The following is an 18,378-nucleotide window of genomic DNA, read 5'->3' as shown; positions in this document are numbered from 1 at the left end:
ATAGGGATAGCTTTTAAAGAGGGGAGCCTTACGATGATCGATCAGGAGAATGGTATATTTGCGGCGGTGTGCCCGCTCGACTGTCCGGACACTTGTGGTCTGTTATTACATAAAGAGAACGGCAAAATTGTGAAGGTGGCAGGCAATCCGGATCATCCCATAACTAAGGGTGCCATCTGTAATAAAGTCAGAAATATGACCGAGCGGGTATATCACCCCGAGCGTCTACAATATCCGATGAAACGTGTAGGAGCCAAAGGCGAAGGCAAGTTTGAACGAATCAGTTGGGATGAAGCGATTCGTGAGATTACGACCAAATTCACTGAATTGTCCGAAACCTACGGCCCGGAGAGCATCCTGCCCTACAGCTTTTACGGTAACATGGGCATTCTCGGCGTAGACGGTATGGATCGGCGTTTCTTCAATGCGCTTGGTGCGAGTGTACTGGAGCAGACGATCTGTAACTCCGCTGGAAATACCGGCTGGAAATATACGATGGGCGCCAATCGGGGAACGGTGCCGGAAGATACGGAGCATGCGGATCTCATCCTGGTGTGGGGTGGCAATATCGTCAGTACCAATATGCACCAGGTCGTTTTGGCGGAGAAAGCCCGCAAGAAAGGCGCCAAGATCGTCGTCATCGACGTTCATCGCAATCGCACGGCCCAGTGGGGCGACTGGTTTATTCCGCTGTATCCGGGCACGGACAGTGCACTGGCGCTAGGATTAATGCATGTGTTGTTCGAACGGGGACTAACGGATGAAGCGTTTATGCAAAAGTATACGATAGGTCATGAGGCACTACGTGATCATGTCCGCAGTTACACCCCTGAACGTGTTGCACGCATTACGGGCGTGCCGGAGGAAACCATTGTGGAGCTGGCCGAACTATACGGCAACGCACAGGCAGCCCATATTCACATCGGTAATGGCCTCCAGCACCATGATAATGGGGGGATGAACGTGCGTAGCGTTGCATGTCTGCCTGCTATTACAGGGCAATGGCTGAAGCAAGGCGGCGGTGCCGTTCGCACTAACAGCTACGCGAGCACAAATAGCGACGCGCTCGAACGTCCGGAGCTCCGGCAGAATCCCGAGCCGCGAGTGGTGAACATGAACCGGATTGGTGAAGCGTTGCTGGAAGCAGAGCAGCCAATCCGAGCGATGATGGTTTACTGCAGCAATCCACTGGTGGTGGCACCGGATACCGAGCGGGTGGAGCGAGGTTTTGCACGGGAGGATCTGTTCACGGTTGTGCATGATCTGTTCATGACGGATACGGCGAAGTATGCAGATATCGTATTGCCAGCCACATCTTCATTTGAAGCGACGGACCTGTACACCTCTTATTGGCATCAGTACGTTCATCTGCAAGAGCCGGTGATTGCACCGATTGGGGAGAGCAAGAGCAATGTGGAACTGTTCTCACTGCTTGGGCAGGCTATGGGGTACGATCCTGCAATCTTCGGAGAAACACCGGAACAGATGATTGAGAACGCACTTCAGGGCACAGGCAACCCCTACATGAATGGGGTCACGTTGGAAGGACTGAAGGAACATCGATTCGTGAAGCTGGATATGACGCCATATGCTGCATATCTGGATCAGCTGCCCACACCTTCAGGCAAAATTGAATTGTATTCCGAGACGATGGAACAGAGAGGGCTTCCGCCGCTCCCTACCTATAGTGCTCTGGTTGAAGGATACGATGGGGAGAATCCGGCTGGACCTGCCGATACGTATCCATTGATGTTCCTGTCGCCGCCAAACCATAATTTCCTGAACTCCACCTTTGGTAATTCAGCCAAACATCAGCGTTTGGAAAAGATGCCTCTATTGCAGATACACCCCGAGGACGCCATCCGTAGAAACCTAGAGGATGGAGATGCAGTGGTCGTATGGAATGATCGTGGGCGCATTGAACTTACCGCCAAGGTGAGTGAAGCCATGCTGCCGGGAACAGTGATTAGCCAAGGCTTATGGTGGGATGGTGACGGCAAGAAGCAGCGGGCGAATTCACTGACGTCCAATCGGTTGTCGGACATGGGGAACGGGGCTACCTTCTTCTCGGCCACTGTTGAAGTGAAGCGTCAATGAGTGTGCTTGCGGCGTGATTTTTTTGAGGTAAGATGAACAAAGGCTAGAATTTGAGCAGGATTAAAGAGCAATTGATGTAACACTTCATAAAACCTTCGCTCTGGCTGGTTATGGTTATGCCGTCAGGGCAAAGGTCTATTTTTTATGGCCATTTGTATGTGCAGAGGTACTAAGGAGAATGAACTAGAGATGATGAGATGGCTGGATAACTATCCAAAAGAAGTGAGAATATTTTTATTAGCAAGTCTGGTTAACGCAACCGGCAGTGCACTGATGTGGCCGCTGACCACCATGTATGTATTTGATGAACTTGGACGGACGATGGCCAACGCGGGTTTTGTAATCCTCATTCAGTCCCTGGGTGGCATCTTTGGACAATTGCTTGGTGGTTCGTTGTACCATCGGGTGGGCGTGAAGAAGCTGATCATTGGTTCACTGGCGCTTAATGCGTTAGGTTTGTTTGCGTTGCCGTGGATTAGTGCGTATTGGGTCGTATTTATATGTGCCATGGGCTGGATTGGGCTGTTCAGTTCATTGTCGCTACCAGCGATTCAAGCCTTTATTGGCTTCCGGTTTGCGGAGCGACGCGGTGAATTATTCAATATTATCTATGTGGCGAACAATATCGGGGTGGCGATTGGTACGGCGTTGAGCGGTTTTCTGGCTGACTTTTCCTATCACCTCAGCTTTGTACTGAACGGGGTGACCTCAGCCGGATTTGCAATTTTCTTCTGGTATTATCTGTCGCGGGTTGAACCGGATCAGGGGGAAGTACATCTGACCAAACGGAAAACCGTCCCCGATGGGCCGGGCGTCTGGGCATTGCTGGGGAATACCCGACTATATCTGTTTATGAGCTTGGGCGTACTCTTCCTGTTATTCGGCAACTCCATCTGGAACACAGGTGTTTCCCCGTATATCATCTCTGAGGGTATGGAAAAAAGAATGTACGGTCTGCTCTGGACCCTGAACGGGGTGCTGATCTTTGTGGGCCAACCTTTTACCAGCTGGGTGAAACGGACCATGGCCCGTACCTCCACTGCCCAGATGACGGCGAGTGCGGTATTCTATGGCATGGCATACATTGTGATGATTACCATGTACAGCTATCCGGGCATGGTGCTCGCAATGGTATTGGCCACGTTTGGAGAGATGTTGATCTCCCCTGCAACGCCTGCATTTATCTCGGAGCATGCGGGCAGGGCGGCACCTTTTTACATCGGGATATCGGGTGGGATCGGTGCGGTTGGACGGGTTATCGGGCCCTATGCGATGGGGGTCATGTATGACAAACAGGGACTTATTCCGGTAGCGTGGCTGGCAACAGGCACAGCAGCTATTGCGGTACTTGGTTTTGTGTTGCATGCAGTGTTGAACCGTAATCGTGAAGTGAAGGAGTATGGAATGGACGCCTAACAGATCTCATCGGGTTGGATAGGATGCGGAAGGAAGAACGAGTTGAAGTGGACGGTAAATCCACTGTAAACTGTCTGTTCATACGTAAATTATGGTTGACAAAAAAATGTATTTATGCTATAATTTACATATAAAAATATTCCGTATATAATAAGATTCTCCTGGCCAGGGGAATCTTATTTTTGTTTGTACGGGAGGAATAAGTATGAAGCAAAATGAATCCAGTATCACATCATTGATTTCGACTTTTGGCCGAGCCTATCACAGCCAACATGACACACCCCTCATTTTCGATGATTTTATGGCGAAATTGCTGATCTCTCCTCAAGAGTTTTCAGATATCAGCAATAACATGGTTAGAGGCATTTATTTTTTCAACCCGGATATGGCTCACGAGCTCAAGGACGACCCGGAAAAGGTTCTAAAATGGATTACCCAGGTACAGTTATCTCCAATAACTCTGGCTCGAGCCGCTTACTGTGAGCATGTACTTTTGCATGAAGTCGCGTTGGGATTGAAGCAGGTAGTCATTCTTGGCGCCGGGATGGATACGTTTGCTTTGAGGCATCCGGAATTGGAGGACACGCTGGATATCATTGAAGTGGATTATCCGGCTACACAGCAATTCAAGAAAGAGCGGCTGAATCAGGCTGAGCTGACTATTCCGGACAATCTTCACTTTGTACCCATGGATTTTACGCGTGAGCTTTCGAATGACAGCTTGACTATTGAAGGTTTGAAGAAACGGAAGACGTTGGCTAGTCTCTTGGGTGTTTCGTATTATTTGCCCCAGAATGATCTGTTTAACGTGATTCGTCATGTGTTTGCGAACCTGCCAACCGGAAGCTCTATAGTTCTGGATTATGCAGATGAGCACCTTTTTGAGGAAAAAGGAATGTTTAATCGGGTTGAAAATATGGTTAAATTGGCTGCAATGGGTGGTGAGCCGATGCAATCCGGGTACGCATATGCGGAGATGGAGGCCTTGCTTGATGAAGCAGGGCTACTTATTTATGAGCATCTGACTCCCGAGGCAATTCAGGAACAGTTTTTCCAGGATCGAATCGATCATCTAAGGGCATTTGAAACGATACATTTCATTCACGCAGTAAAAAAATAAATCGATCCGGGCATGTAAGTCACCTATATAGCCCGCATTTGCATAGTAGCGGCAAACCTTCACCCTGTGGCAGGGTGAAGGTTGTTTGGTTTGATCAAAGGAACAGCACAAACCATGATTCTGTAGCCAATAACATCACACGTGATACAAATGTTCAACAATCAGACTTGTTAGGGTGCAATTCCATGTCATTCAATGTCCTCCCCTCTATTTGTGCATAATGCCCATATAATAGAATGGAACTGGTTAAAGGCAGGAGGATGCATACGATGTACAAGGTTTTGCTGGTTGATGATGAATTTATGATCTCGGACGGGATCTCCAGTGTGGTGAACTGGTCCAGATTAGGAACAGAACTGATCGGCATTGCTCAAGATGGATTGGAAGCGCTTGCTTCAATTGAGCGGCAACGCCCGGATATCATCATCTCGGACATCCGCATGCCGGGAATGGATGGGTTACAGCTGGTTGAAGCTGTGGCAGAGAAGTATCAGCATATCTCGTTTATCATGCTCACGGGTTTTACGGAGTTCGAATATGCGAAAACGGCCATGCAGTATGGGGTGAAGCACTATTTGCTCAAGCCCTGCAGTGAAGAGCATCTTGTACAGGCTATTAGTGAATTGGTCAGTGAGAAGCGGGAGCTAACCGATCAGGAGCGTTTTGTGCAGTCGATCCAATATAATCTGGAGCGTGTACTGCCGCATGCCAAGGAATATTTTCTGAAAGAGCTAGTCACGAACAGAACATACGGGGTCAAGGAATGGAAGTATTTCGAGGAATTATTCGATGTACAGTTTCAGGATCAACGTGTGCGGTTGCTACTGGTAGAGATTGAGGGGGATCATGAGTATTTGCACTTGTTCGCGGTGAAGAACATTGCCGAAGATATTTTTCACAATCCAATATTAAGTGCCACGGTTGGAAGGCATGTGTTACTAATTATGGAGGACAAGTTGTCTGAAACGCAGTTGTTCCATAATATCGATGAGATTCGCGCCACATTTACCCGATATTATCATGATGATCTCACGATAGCACTAAGCGAGCCAGGAGACCTCTCGCAGGCACGCCATTTGTACATGCAGACGCTGGTTTATCTCAATTACCGCTTTTACCTCGGTGAGGGCAGTCTCATTATGGAACGGGATATTTACTCTCCCGGAGAACGCATTCTTCCTGAATTCGAATACGATCCGGAGCGGATGGTTACTGCAATCAAGGCGGGACACTGGCAGGAAGTTGGATCAGAGCTGAACCGGATGTTTCAGCTGCTTGCCAGCTTGCGATACGATATATCCCAAACGAAGTCCTATCTTATTCAGATGTTTATGGAGATGATTCGACTCAGTGGCACTGCCGAGATGAAAAGGTATATGGACCAGTTGCCAGGCATGATTGAATCCAGCACCCTGCATTCTTTTCAACAGTTTCTGCTTGCCGTTGCCAAAGAAATCACCTTGCGCCGCTATGATCAACATCGCTCCAGACAATCGCAGATGGTAGGCAGTGTGAAACAGTTGGTAGAGAAACGCTACAAGGACGAGACATTAACACTCCAGTCCATCGCTGGGGAAATATACATGAATCCAGACTACATCGGCAAAATGTTCAAAAAAGAAACTGGTGAGAAATTTACGAACTATGTGTTAAGCTACCGCCTCCGTAAAGCGTTGGAGCTTCTGGAGCAGGACGGGAACTGCACTGTATCCTCGCTTGCCGAACAGACAGGCTTTGGTGCCAACTGGCCGTATTTCAGCAAAATGTTCAAGAAATACACGGGTTTCTCCCCTTCCGAGTATAAAAAAGTACCCTAAGACAGCGTTGCTGCGCTTCTACATAGCTAATCTTTATATCCGATCTACATCTAATCTGTGATCGGGCCCTGTACGCCATTCATCGGCAGCAGGGTCTTTTTTTGTCGGACGGAACTCGGTTTTGAACATCCATTTATCGGAAATGAGCATGGGAAGAAAAGGCGCTCGCTTCTATCATTAGAAGTGTCATGTTAGTGAATGAACATCGAGAGTGGAGGTTGAGTGGATGGAGCTGAATCGAAGCCGGGGGATTGAACCTGGGCGTTTGAAGCCAGCTGGCAAATGGAGTTCGGTGAAAAAGGAACTTGTCCGCAACAGATACGTTTATCTGATGCTCGTTCCTGTGGTAGCCTACTATCTGATTTTCAGCTATGGGCCAATGTACGGGCTACTGATGGCATTTCAGGAATCCTACAACCCGATCAAAGGAATCTTGGCAGGGGAATGGGTCGGATTTGACAACTTCACCATGTTTTTTGAAAGTTATTATTTCTGGCGACTGATTAAGAACACACTGATTTTAAGTTTTTACAGTATTGTGTTTGGTTTCCCGGCTCCGATTCTACTAGCACTGCTACTGAATGAAGTCCGGAAGAAGTGGTTCAGAGGTGCAGTACAGACCATCAGTTATATGCCGCATTTTATTTCGGTTGTCGTCGTGGTTGGAATGTTGAAAACGTTCTCATCTCTGGACGGTGGGTTATTTAACGTCATTCGTGACTTTTTCGATCTGCAGCCAATTATGTTTTTGGCGGAAAAAGATATGTTCCGTCCGATGTACATCCTGTCCAACATATGGCAGGGCGCAGGCTGGGCCTCGATTATCTTTTTGGCAGCACTAAGTGGTATTGATCCTCAGTTGTATGAGGCTTCCAAAATTGACGGCGCAGGCCGCTGGAGACAGCTGTTACATATTACACTGCCGGGCATTATGCCCACGATTGTGATCATGTTAATTTTGCGTATGGGGGCGGTCATGAATGCGGATTTTCAGAAAATATTGCTGATGCAAACAGCACCGACCTATGAGACATCGGATGTCATATCCACCTTTGTTTATCGATCCGGTATTTTGGAGGGGAACTATACGTATTCAACCGCCATCGGACTATTTAACGGCGTCATTAATTTCGCGCTGCTCATTATCGCAAACGCGATCAGCAGAAAGCTTAACTCAACCAGTCTATGGTAATCGGAAGGTGAAGCGATGAAACAGTCTATAGGGGAACGACTTTTTGATGTATTTAATACACTGCTGCTCTTGGTGATCATGGTTTTATGCTTGTACCCGATGCTGTACGTGTTCAATTCTTCAATCAGCGACCCGGACCAGATGCTGCGTTCCCGTTCACTGATGCTCATTCCTGAAGGTTTTCAGCTGGGAGCGTACAAGTCGGTATTTCAGGATACTCGCATCTATACGGGATATATGAACACCTTGTTCTATGTTGTGGTGGGTACCGCCATTAATCTGCTCATGACTTCACTGGCTGCATATGGGCTGTCACGCGGTGATCTGATGGGCAGAAAAACGCTGATGAAATTAATTACGTTCACGATGTTCTTCGGTGGGGGTATGATTCCGACTTTTCTGCTGATTCAGAATCTGGGCATGGTGGATACCCGTTTTGCGCTTATTATTCCGGGTGCCATCAGCACATTCTATTTCCTCATTATGAAAACAAACTTTGAAGGCATCCCGATCAGTCTGATCGAATCGGCGAAGCTTGATGGTGCCAATGACTTTCTGATTTTGTTCCGAATTGTACTGCCTTTGTCAAAGCCAATCCTGGCGGTCATGATGCTGTATTATGCGGTTGACCATTGGAATGATTATGTCGGACCGATGCTCTACCTGCGCAGTCAGGAGTTGTATCCGATCCAGATTATTATGCGTGATATTCTGATCAGCAGCAGTACAGAGGCCATGGGCGCTGGCGCCGATACCGGCTTTGCCATTGGGGAGAACATCAAATATGCGACTATTATTATCTCCACACTGCCGATCATGCTGGTATATCCGTTCATCCAACGTTATTTTGTTCAGGGCGCTCTAATCGGTGCTGTGAAACAATAAAAAATGTATCCTATGGAGGCGAATTACGTGAAAAAAAGAATGGGGTCCATCCTGTTGTCATCGCTACTTACCATGTCTTTACTGGCGGGCTGTACAGGTGATAATGAACCAGGTAACGCAGAGCCAGCAGAAGGAACAGAACCTGCGGTTCAGGCATTAACCGAGATTCCGCTACCGATTACAAGTGAGCCATTTACCATTGATTACTGGCGCGCCAATGATGCCAAACTGACAGCTTCCTTGAACAATTTTGGCGATATGGCGGCTTATAAGGAAAAGGAGAAGCTGACAGGCATAAAAGTGAAGTTCACACATCCTCCGCTTGGACAACAGCGTGACCAATTCAATCTGTTGATCTCCACGAAAGAGCTACCGGATGTCATTTATTATAACTGGGCAGATGCCGTTGGCGGACCGGAAAAAATGATCAAGGATGGTCGAATCATTCGATTGAACGAACTGATCGACAGTTATGCACCGAACTTAAAGCGGATTATTGAATCCGATCCGGATGTGAAAAAACAGATTGCACTCGACGATGGAACGATCTATATGTTCCCGCTGCTGAAGCTGGATGCATTGAAGCTGAATGCCACTTCAGGTTTAATTATGCGCCAGGACTGGCTTGATAAATTAAATCTCAAAGTACCTACCAACATTGATGAGTGGTATACGGTGCTTAAGGCATTTAAGGAACAGGACCCTAACGGCAACGGCAAGCCAGATGAGCTACCATTCACCGGAAACTGGGGACCGGGAAACCTGACCAAGCTCCATGATTTTGCCGCGGCATTTGGTGTCATTGGTGGTTTCCAGATGAATGGAGACAAGGTGGAGTTTGGACCGATTCAGCCGGGATACCGTGATTTCTTGGAGACCATGGCCAAGTGGTACAAAGAAGGGCTGATTGATCCCGAGATCATGACCAATGACGGTAAAGCTTTCGATTACAAGGTCACCAGCAATCTGGCAGGCGCATATCAGGGTGGTGTGTTCAGCGGCATGGGGAAATACTTCAATCTGATGAGAGATACGGATCCGAACTTTAACGTGACGGGTGTACCATGGCCTGTATCTCCGGATGGAACTTCGTATGCGACATTTAATCTGGACGCTAAAGTGTTGTCTTATGGTGAGGCTATTACGGCTTCCGCAGACGAAGACAAATTGAAATATATTGTTCAGTGGATGGACTACAACTATAGCGAAGAGGGTAGTGATCTGTTCAACTTTGGTATCGAAAATGACAGCTATGTTCGTGACGGGGAAGGTGTCAAATTCACAGATACCATCATTGATAATCCGAACGGTCTGACGTATGATCAGGCACTGGCTTCCTATGCCTTATCCATTATGGACGGTCCGATCAATCAGGATAGCCGTTATCTGGATGCACTATTATTTGACGACGGACAGCGTGCGGCGAACGCGGAATGGATGAAAGCAAGCTCAGCATTAACGCTTCCTCCAATTCGTTTGTCAACAGATGAGGTGACCACAAGTACATCCATCATGAGTCAGGTGAATACGTATTTGAATGAAACGATGACTGCCATTATTAGCGGACAGAAACCGATCACCGAATTTGACAAGATGGTCGAAACAATCAAGAGCATGGATATTGACCGGGCGATTGAGGTTCATCAGGCTGCGTATGATCGATATCAGTCTAAATAATACGTGAGAAATCGAGCGCTAAAACTTTGGGGAAACCTTCCTGTATGTGATATACCTAGTAGTATCACGTGGTTCAAAGGAGCGCTTTGGTCATGACAGCCTACCGCAAACTCAGCATCAAAATGAAAATGTTTCTGATGATTATGTTCATGATGGCGTTTGTCATCATCCTCGCGTTTGGGTCCTTGTATTATACGTACTCGGAGTATGACAAACAGCTGTTTGATAAGTCGTCCCGACTTCTGAACCTTTCTTCGTCTACAGTGGATGTTGAACTTCAGAAGTTGGAAGCGTTATCATTAAACATGATCTCCGATACGCAGATTCAAAGAGCCTTGAAGTCGTTGCTGGATGACGATAGCGCATATTCAAGCTTTATTGAACGAAAAAAGATCACGGATCGGCTATGGGAGCATATTAGTGGGGCTGCACGATATGTGCAGTCCGTTCATCTGATTGATTCCAGGGGAAGAGTCAATAAATATGGCGAGACACTAACCGTATCTCAGGAAAAATATGATCGGATGATTGCGGCTGCGGAGCAGGCCAATGGTGCAGTGCGCTGGTTATACCCGGATGACGATGACCCGATGCTGGTTATGGTGCGTCAAGTGCGAGCCTATGAACCGATGACCCTGGAACCGGTAGGCATACTGTTTCTGCGTATTAATATCGAGCGACTCGTCGAGGAGTATGCGGGCATCGATAGCCAGGACAGTGACATTATTTTAAAAGCAGGTAGTGATGTGGTGTATCCTTATCGCCAGCTTCCAGAAGCGGTGTCCGCCGGACTGAATCCACTTCCAGGCAGTGGGGGATATGAGATCAAGAATCTGGATGGGAGGGAGATATTTCTTTCCCAGAAGAAATCCGCATACACCGACTGGGTGTATTATAATATGGCCTCTTATGATGAAATTTTTGAACGCATTATATGGTTGAAAAATATACTGATCGTCGTTTATCTTATCGCCATTCTGGTTGTTCTCGCGCTTGGTATGGTGTTCGCACGCAGTCTGACAAGGCCGATCAGGCAGCTCATCAGTCAGATGAAGGAGGTTCAGTATGGGGATCTGGAGAACATAGACGCCAATCTCTCCATTCCAACGCACCAGCACATGGATGAATTGGGGTTACTACAGCGTACGTATCGAATGATGATTACACATATTAATAGATTGATCAAAGAAAATTATGCAAGCCAGTTGGTCATTAAAGAAACGGAGTTCAAGGCGCTACAGGCGCAGATCAATCCCCACTTTCTGTATAATGCGCTGGATTCGATCCATTGGCTCGCCAAAAAGAACAGGCAGGAGCAAATCTCCAGTATGGTGCTATCACTCGGATATTTGCTGCGTTCCTCCATCAGCTTCAAACAAAATATCATTACCATTGCGGAAGAGCTGGAGATCGTCAATCATTACATCACCATTCAGACCTACCGTTTCCGGCAACGGCTGGATTTCCGTATGGATGTGCCCGCTCCTTATCTGGGGTGTGCCATTCCAAAGTTGACCCTACAGCCACTCCTGGAGAATGCCATTCAATACGGTTTGGAACCACAGGTTGGATCATGTCTGATTCGAGTGTATGCCGAGATATCAGGTGGCAAGCTGGCTCTTATCGTGGAGGATCACGGCCCCGGCATGGAACCCGAATATGTGGAACAGGTGCTGCGCGGTGAAGTGAAGACCAGAGGCACAGGTATTGGTCTACTGAATATCAGGGAGCGGGTACGTCTGGCTTTTGGCGAAGAATATGATGTTCTGCTGGAAAGTAAGCCGGGGCTTGGAACGAGAGTAACAGTGCTGCTGCCACCCCCATCACCAGGTAAGGAGGAGAAGTTATGGGAAGATGGATGCGAATGATAGGCATGCTCTGCCTTATGCTGACTCTTCCTGGCTGCGTGAACCAGTTGGATCAAAGGCCAGGCATGATTGTGGAAGAAGAGCCGATAACGCTACGAATCGCTTGGTGGGGTGGAGAGTTCCGCAACAATGCAACGATTGCCGTTATCGACCTGTATGAGAAGTTGAATCCACATGTGAACATCGAATACGAATATAGCAGTTTCAATGAATACTGGAGAAAACTTGCCCCACATGCAGCAGGCAATGCGTTGCCCGACATTATCCAGATGGACATTTCCTATCTGTCCCAGTACAGCTCGCTGCAACTGTTGGAGGATATGACGCCGTACATGCAGAACGGACTGATTGACACGACGGATATTGAGAAGGAACAGTTGGAGAGTGGTAGCCTGAATGGAAAAACCTATGGTCTCAGTTTAGGGGTTAACGCCATGCTCAGCATCTATGATCCGGAAGTGTTACGGGCCAATGATATTGAATTGCCAACGGATACGTGGACATGGGCGGATTTTGACCGGATGGGCGAACAATTGCTCGGGAAAGGCATCTATCTGGGAACCTATTTCACGCCGGAACAGTTTTTCGCGTATTACTTGAGACAGTATGGTTCCAAGCTGTACGCCGAGGATGGCAAGAGATTGGGATATGAGGATGATGGGCTGTTTATTGAGTACTTTGGCAGGATGCAGAAGCTCGCGGAAAAGAAACTTATTTTTGCACCGGATATCTGGACATCAGACATTGGCCAGCCTGATAACGACCCGTTTTATCTGGGAGAGGCTTTGTTTAGCTGGGGGTATTCCAACCAATTTATCAGCACCGCTCAGCGTTATGGCAAACCCTTAACCATCTCCCCAATGCCTGGGCCAAACAGCCAGGATGGATTGTTCTTGAAGCCAGGCATGTTTTTCTCCATGGCGGGCAATTCCAGACATAAGGAAGAGGCAGCCAAGTTCATCAGCTTTTTTGTGAATGATTTGGATGCCAATCTGCTGCTCAAAGGGGAGCGGGGTGTGCCTGTCTCATCCAGTGTCAAAGAGCGGATGAAGCTGGTGGTTGAACCGGAGCTGGCGCAGGTGTTTGATTATATCGATTGGGTTGCGGATAACAGCACTCAGATGGACCCGCCTGATCCTGTAGGTGCGCCAGAGGTCACTGCGGTGTTACGTGAGTTGTACGATCTCCTGTTGTTTGGCAAAATTACGCCTGAGCAGGCGGCGAAGGATTTCCGTGAGCGGGCGAATGCCATTCTGGGTGGGTAGTTATATAAATTGAACTAAACGCCATTTACACTTGCCACTTCGATGACAGAACAACCTTCTGATCGCTGTTATCCCCAGATTTTTTTGGATTTCCTTTTTCAAAGGGTAAAATCCGGGGATAAAGGCGAACGCTCCCGCTTCTTCAGGTTATTTCTGTCCTCTGCGTTCTCGTGTAAATATGTAGTTCAATTTATATAACGAATAGTAAAAATAAAACAACCTTCACTCTAGGACAGAGGGAAGGTTGTTCTGTTGTTGTGACCATGTGTTTAAGCCTACAAACCACTTGGTTTCACTTTTAAGCCCTGCCTTTAACCAAACTGGGCTTGATGCAGTCGGCTGTACGAGCCTTGACGCGCGAGAAGTTCTTCATGACTTCCTTGTTCAGCGACGGTGCCGTTCTCCACGACTACGATGCGATCGGCGTGTCTGATGGTCGCCAGTCGATGGGCAATCACCAATGTCGTACGTCCCTGAGCTAGTTCAGATAAGGCCAGCTGAATGGCTGCTTCAGTCTCGGTATCGAGTGCGGATGTTGCTTCATCCAGAATGAGAATAGGTGGGTTTTTCAGGATCATTCTTGCGATGGATAAACGTTGCTTCTGTCCGCCGGACAATTTCACGCCACGTTCACCGATCATGGTGTCCAGTCCATCTGGCTGGGATTGTACCAGCTCTTCCAATTGGGCCCGGCGAATGGCTTGCCAGATTTCCTCATCGGAAGCATTCAGTTTGCCGTATGCAATATTTTCTCGAATCGTTCCATCAAACAGGAAAATATCCTGCTGCACAATCCCGATATGGGAGCGCAGTGATTCCAGCGTCATGTCCTTCACCGGAATGCCATCGATGGAGATATGTCCTGCATCCACATCGTAGAAACGCGGGATCAGACTGCATAACGTCGTTTTACCTCCGCCCGAAGGTCCAACCAGAGCAACCGTCTGGCCTGTCTGGATATCCAGATTGACCTGAGACAGCGTAGGTTTGTGTTCTCCATAAGAAAAGGTAACGTTATGGAAAGCAATATCTCCTTTGACATCCGGAATCGGTTTCGCTTGTGGTGTATCTTCTACATCCGGTACAGCTTCAAGAAGCTCCAGGTAACGTCTGAATCCGGCGATGCCTTTGGGATACGTCTCGATGACAGAGTTAATCTTCTCGATCGGTCCGAGGAATACATTGGAGAGCATCACAAAAGCGATGAATTCCCCGTAGGTCATACTGCCTTGAATGACAAACCAGGTTCCACATACCAGTACAAACAGCGATACAAATTTCATCAGGATAAAACTGAGTGAAGAGTTCCAGGCCATAATACGGTAGGTGATTAGTTTTGTAAGCCGGAAACGTTCGTTGTTCTCAACGAAACGTCCTACTTCATGTTTTTCATTGGCAAAAGCTTGTACCACACGGATGCCGCTCACATTGTTCTCAACCCTTGCATTATAATCGGCGATATCCGCAAACATGCGCTTGAACGCCTTGGACATTTTGCGACTGAAATACAGCGACAGGTAGATCATCAGCGGCACAATGATGAACGTCATCACATCGAGCTGCCAGTTGATCCCCAGCATAATCCCGAAAGCTCCAGCGAGTGTCATGAGGGCAATGAATAGATCCTCGGGTCCATGATGCGCGATCTCACCAATATCCATCAGATCGTTGGTCATGCGGGAGACCAGATGCCCGGTCTTATTGTTATCGAAGAAGCGGAAGGACTGTTTCTGTACACGCTGGAACAGTTCACGCCGCATATCGGATTCGATGTTAATACCAAGCTTGTGGCCCCAATAGGTCACTGCATAATGGAAAAAGGAACTGAGCAGGTAGATGCCGAGCAACCCGACACACGCCGCTAAGATCATGGACCAATTGCCAGCCGGAAGCAGTTGATCGACCACCCGGTTAACGGCGAGTGGAAAGGCCAGCTCCAGCAGAGCGGCAGCGATGGCACAGGAGAAGTCCAAGATAAAGAGTCTTTTGTAAGGACGATAATAAGACATAAAACGGCGAAGCATATGTAAGTCCTCCTCAATATGACATAAATGCCCGAGCAGGATGATTAGCCTGTCCGGACACCTGTATTCATGCTTATGTTATTTACGGTTTTGCTCGGCACGTTCTACGATCATATTGGCGAATTCCTCAGCCTGACCTTGAATCGCAATTGGGTCGAAGTACCAGTAACGGTCTTCCAGCAACTCATACACCTGATTGTTTTTCACAGCCGGCAGGGATTGCCAGATGGAATCACCTTGGTAATTTTTGGTGTTTTCTCCAACGGTTAAGAAGATATGATCCCCTGCATAATCACCAACAACTTCACGCGAAATTTCTTTCCATTGGGTATCACCCATCAGTTCTTTTTTGGTGATTTCGAGTGGGGCAAGTTGCAAAGCACTGTAGACCGCTTGTCCTCCTCGACCAAAATTGTCTCCATATCCATAATAACTTTTGTCGGATACTTCAAGGATGGAGAAGGTTTCCTCCGGTTTAATGACTGTTTTCACCTTAGCGCGAGCGGCTTCAATCCGTTCATCGTACGTTTTCAGCCAAGCTTCGGCTGCTTCGGATTTGTTCATCAGCTCTCCGAATCCCCGGATTTCGTCGTGTACATTGGTGAAAGTACCATACGGAATGACCACGGTCGGTGCGATTTTTTGATAACTCTCAATTTCGCTGGCCTGATCAGAGTAGGTAATGATCAGATCCGGGTTCAAGGCAACAACCTTCTCCATGGATACCGCCGCCCGATCACCAATACTCTCTATGCCCGCTACCTGATCTGCATAGAACGGGTTTTCCAAATAATATTGAACAGCACCAACGGGTTTCACACCCAGTGCGAGCAGATCACTTACGTACATATCGGTAACGATTCGTTTCGGTTCAGCCGGAATTTCAACATCTCCGCTTAATGACTTGTAGATCCGTGTAGCACTTGAATTGTCTGAACCGGACGACGTGTCTGTGTTCGTCTCGGAAGAGGCTGTTGTTGCTTCGGTTCCCGCTGCCGAAGTCTGTTCAGTGGCAGTCGAGCCTGTTCCGCTACTACATGCAGCCAGAATCATAATGATGGCGAGCATAAGAAGAAAGCCGGAAAAGCGTTTTTTTGCAGCAAACATATTTTTGTTCCCCCTGTGTATAATCAATAATGATTATTATTCTCATTAATAACATAGAGGAAGATGTGATATTTGTACATGGACAACTATGATCACTACTGCATGGACAATTATGATGTGAGGTGACGCATGATATGCTGCAACTGCTCCATAACGGACAAGGGATCAAATCCATAGAACATGTCGGCATCAATCTCGTATACACGTCCTTCACGAACGGCGGATAGGGTGCCCCAGGATTCCTGATTCGGCAGGTTATCCAGCATTTTTCGTTTGGCAGGTTCCTCAGGGAAGGCGACAAACATGTGATCTGCGGCATACAAGTGGATCTCGGACAACGGAACATGAACGTACCCCGTAAGTAACTGTCCATCCTGCTCCATACGTGAGGGTGGAGTGAAGCCCAGTGATTGATACAGCACATGAGAGGCTCTGCCCCAGCCATGACCGTAGATATAAGCCCCGTCTTCTCCAATCATAAACATGCAAACGGCGGACCCTCGTGTTCCTTCCATCTGTTGGTCTAACGTATGATTGGCTTCTTGCTCCAGTTGATGATATTGATCTAACAACGCTTGTGCATTGGACTCAAGCCCGGTAATTCTGCCCAAAAAAAGAAGCTGCTCCTGCCAATCGATTTCCTCAAAGGGCATCAGAATGGTCGGTGCAATCAGACGTAGTTCATCGGAAGCGGGATGCGGTGCATACCCGACAATGACATCGGGCTGAGCGTTTGCAATCAGATCCGTATGTTTAACCAGCTCATATTCGGAATGTCGCTCAAATTGCTCATGACCATCATGATCATGCGCACACATTTTTTCTTCCATCCAGCTTGCTACGGCGCCCATGTGGGGAGTGTGGCCCAGTGCCAGAAGTGAGGCCGTATAATTGTAAGTCAAAGATACAATCCTTTTGGGCATTTTCCGGTAGTGTGTTGGTGCTGATCCAACCATCTGTTTGAATTTGCGGCTTAGATAAAAGGTGTCCCTGTAGCCTGTCAGTTGTGCAATCTCCTGTAGCGTAGGGTTCGCGAACAACAGATGCTCCTGAGCCATCCGGATCCTGAGACGGGTCACATATTCAACAAACGTAAGACCTGTATGTTTCTTGAACTCCCGCGAAAAATGCTCAGGACTCACATTTGCATCCCTAGCCAATTGTTCGCGGGTCAACGGATGGGTATACATCTGATGGATATGTCTAAGCACGGCATCAAGCCAAGAGTGATCTTCATGAGCAGAATGAGCCACATGATCCCGTAAAATATCCAGTAACTCATAAAAAAGCATATGTGGCCTGAAGGGGCTGGAATCACGGCCTGCCGTACTGGCTTGAACCAGCTCTACTGCCCTGTCGGTGAGAGTGCGACTCGCAATGGGAACTGGTATCCCGAACGGCCAGAACAGCTGTTCATTTTCAGTGGAATCAAAAGCAATAGCAATGCCCTGTACTGGCGACAGGGAGCCGCGCTTGTTCTCGTGCTGAAGCAGGTTTCCAGCTTGCCGAACGACTGCACAGCCTGCATTTAATGTCAGTTTACCCTCTGTACTGATCAGCCTGGCCTGGCCAGCAGTAATGACGTATAGCACATGAAGAGTGCTCCACATCTCATCTATGCGGGAGAATGCCTCGCGGTCGTGAAGCTGCACCAGATGGCACGGCTTGAAGTGGGCAACAGGTACGGACTGAATCTTCTGCAAGGAAATGGGACGGGACAGCGATTTTTTATGATAAATAGGCTTGGAAATATTCATTAGATAACTGTCTCCTTACATAAGTCAGCAGGGACAGTATTCGTCTCATGCCCCTGGTGTACTGGCGTAATTCTCGGATCTCGACTATTATGCAGTATATACTATAAACGGAGTGACGTGGATGGACAGATTGAACAAATCAACTTTTTATTT

General features: G+C 47.7%; 12 protein-coding genes. 9 read left to right on the top strand and 3 right to left on the bottom strand.

The features are described from left to right. Positions 1–33: 33 nt before the first annotated feature. The 9 genes from NSQ20_RS29340 (at position 34) to NSQ20_RS29300 (ending at position 13,337) form a co-directional block, all read left to right on the top strand. Entirely contained in the window at positions 34–2,097 is a 2,064-nt protein-coding gene (locus NSQ20_RS29340) for a molybdopterin oxidoreductase family protein (RefSeq protein WP_340031321.1), read from the top strand. Positions 2,098–2,289: 192 nt separating this feature from the next. Then, on the top strand, positions 2,290–3,513 hold the full coding sequence (locus NSQ20_RS29335; RefSeq protein WP_026081431.1) for an MFS transporter: 1,224 nt from the start codon (positions 2,290–2,292) through the stop codon (positions 3,511–3,513). Between the two features lie 205 nt (positions 3,514–3,718). Beyond that, positions 3,719–4,633: a class I SAM-dependent methyltransferase gene (locus tag NSQ20_RS29330; RefSeq protein WP_340031320.1), complete on the top strand. Its 915-nt coding sequence runs from the start codon at positions 3,719–3,721 to the stop codon at positions 4,631–4,633. A 269-nt stretch (positions 4,634–4,902) separates the two neighbouring features. Beyond that, complete coding sequence (locus tag NSQ20_RS29325) at positions 4,903–6,450, top strand: response regulator (RefSeq protein ID WP_340031319.1); 1,548 nt, start codon at positions 4,903–4,905, stop codon at positions 6,448–6,450. A gap of 226 nt (positions 6,451–6,676) precedes the next feature. Next, positions 6,677–7,642 carry an ABC transporter permease subunit gene (locus NSQ20_RS29320; RefSeq protein WP_017691858.1) on the top strand — a complete coding sequence of 322 codons (966 nt, stop codon included), beginning with the start codon at positions 6,677–6,679 and terminating at the stop codon, positions 7,640–7,642. 15 nt (positions 7,643–7,657) lie between these two features. Further along, on the top strand, positions 7,658–8,527 hold the full coding sequence (locus NSQ20_RS29315; protein WP_036667808.1) for a carbohydrate ABC transporter permease: 870 nt from the start codon (positions 7,658–7,660) through the stop codon (positions 8,525–8,527). A 27-nt stretch (positions 8,528–8,554) separates the two neighbouring features. Continuing rightward, entirely contained in the window at positions 8,555–10,204 is a 1,650-nt protein-coding gene (locus NSQ20_RS29310) for an ABC transporter substrate-binding protein (RefSeq protein ID WP_340031318.1), read from the top strand. Between the two features lie 92 nt (positions 10,205–10,296). Further along, positions 10,297–12,072 carry a sensor histidine kinase gene (locus NSQ20_RS29305; RefSeq protein ID WP_340031317.1) on the top strand — a complete coding sequence of 592 codons (1,776 nt, stop codon included), beginning with the start codon at positions 10,297–10,299 and terminating at the stop codon, positions 12,070–12,072. After that, complete coding sequence (locus NSQ20_RS29300) at positions 12,051–13,337, top strand: ABC transporter substrate-binding protein (RefSeq protein WP_340031316.1); 1,287 nt, start codon at positions 12,051–12,053, stop codon at positions 13,335–13,337. The genes NSQ20_RS29305 and NSQ20_RS29300 overlap by 22 nt, the downstream gene beginning before the upstream one ends. A 311-nt stretch (positions 13,338–13,648) precedes the next feature. Here NSQ20_RS29300 and NSQ20_RS29295 read toward each other — a convergent pair whose 3' ends face one another. The 3 genes from NSQ20_RS29295 to NSQ20_RS29285 form a co-directional block, all read right to left on the bottom strand. Continuing rightward, positions 13,649–15,361, bottom strand: coding sequence for an ABC transporter ATP-binding protein (locus NSQ20_RS29295; protein ID WP_340031314.1), 1,713 nt, complete (start codon positions 15,359–15,361; stop codon positions 13,649–13,651). Between the two features lie 78 nt (positions 15,362–15,439). Continuing rightward, positions 15,440–16,468, bottom strand: coding sequence for an ABC transporter substrate-binding protein (locus NSQ20_RS29290; RefSeq protein WP_340031312.1), 1,029 nt, complete (start codon positions 16,466–16,468; stop codon positions 15,440–15,442). 110 nt (positions 16,469–16,578) lie between these two features. Then, positions 16,579–18,225, bottom strand: a complete 1,647-nt coding sequence (locus NSQ20_RS29285) for an AraC family transcriptional regulator (RefSeq protein WP_340031311.1) — start codon at positions 18,223–18,225, stop codon at positions 16,579–16,581. Positions 18,226–18,378 lie beyond the last annotated feature (153 nt).

It is taken from the genome of Paenibacillus sp. FSL K6-1122 (assembly GCF_037977015.1).
GTDB classification, from domain to species: domain Bacteria; phylum Bacillota; class Bacilli; order Paenibacillales; family Paenibacillaceae; genus Paenibacillus; species Paenibacillus amylolyticus.
This window is presented reverse-complemented; position numbering and strand designations above follow the sequence as displayed.

Coding starts and splice junctions, on each gene's coding strand:
- NSQ20_RS29320 (WP_017691858.1), top strand. CDS start 6,677: ATGGAGCTGAATCGAAGCCGGGGGATTGAACCTGGGCGTTTGAAGCCA.
- NSQ20_RS29315 (WP_036667808.1), top strand. CDS start 7,658: ATGAAACAGTCTATAGGGGAACGACTTTTTGATGTATTTAATACACTG.
- NSQ20_RS29295 (WP_340031314.1), bottom strand. CDS start 15,361: ATGCTTCGCCGTTTTATGTCTTATTATCGTCCTTACAAAAGACTCTTT.
- NSQ20_RS29285 (WP_340031311.1), bottom strand. CDS start 18,225: ATGAATATTTCCAAGCCTATTTATCATAAAAAATCGCTGTCCCGTCCC.
- NSQ20_RS29340 (WP_340031321.1), top strand. CDS start 34: ATGATCGATCAGGAGAATGGTATATTTGCGGCGGTGTGCCCGCTCGAC.
- NSQ20_RS29335 (WP_026081431.1), top strand. CDS start 2,290: ATGAGATGGCTGGATAACTATCCAAAAGAAGTGAGAATATTTTTATTA.
- NSQ20_RS29290 (WP_340031312.1), bottom strand. CDS start 16,468: ATGTTTGCTGCAAAAAAACGCTTTTCCGGCTTTCTTCTTATGCTCGCC.
- NSQ20_RS29300 (WP_340031316.1), top strand. CDS start 12,051: ATGGGAAGATGGATGCGAATGATAGGCATGCTCTGCCTTATGCTGACT.
- NSQ20_RS29330 (WP_340031320.1), top strand. CDS start 3,719: ATGAAGCAAAATGAATCCAGTATCACATCATTGATTTCGACTTTTGGC.
- NSQ20_RS29305 (WP_340031317.1), top strand. CDS start 10,297: ATGACAGCCTACCGCAAACTCAGCATCAAAATGAAAATGTTTCTGATG.
- NSQ20_RS29325 (WP_340031319.1), top strand. CDS start 4,903: ATGTACAAGGTTTTGCTGGTTGATGATGAATTTATGATCTCGGACGGG.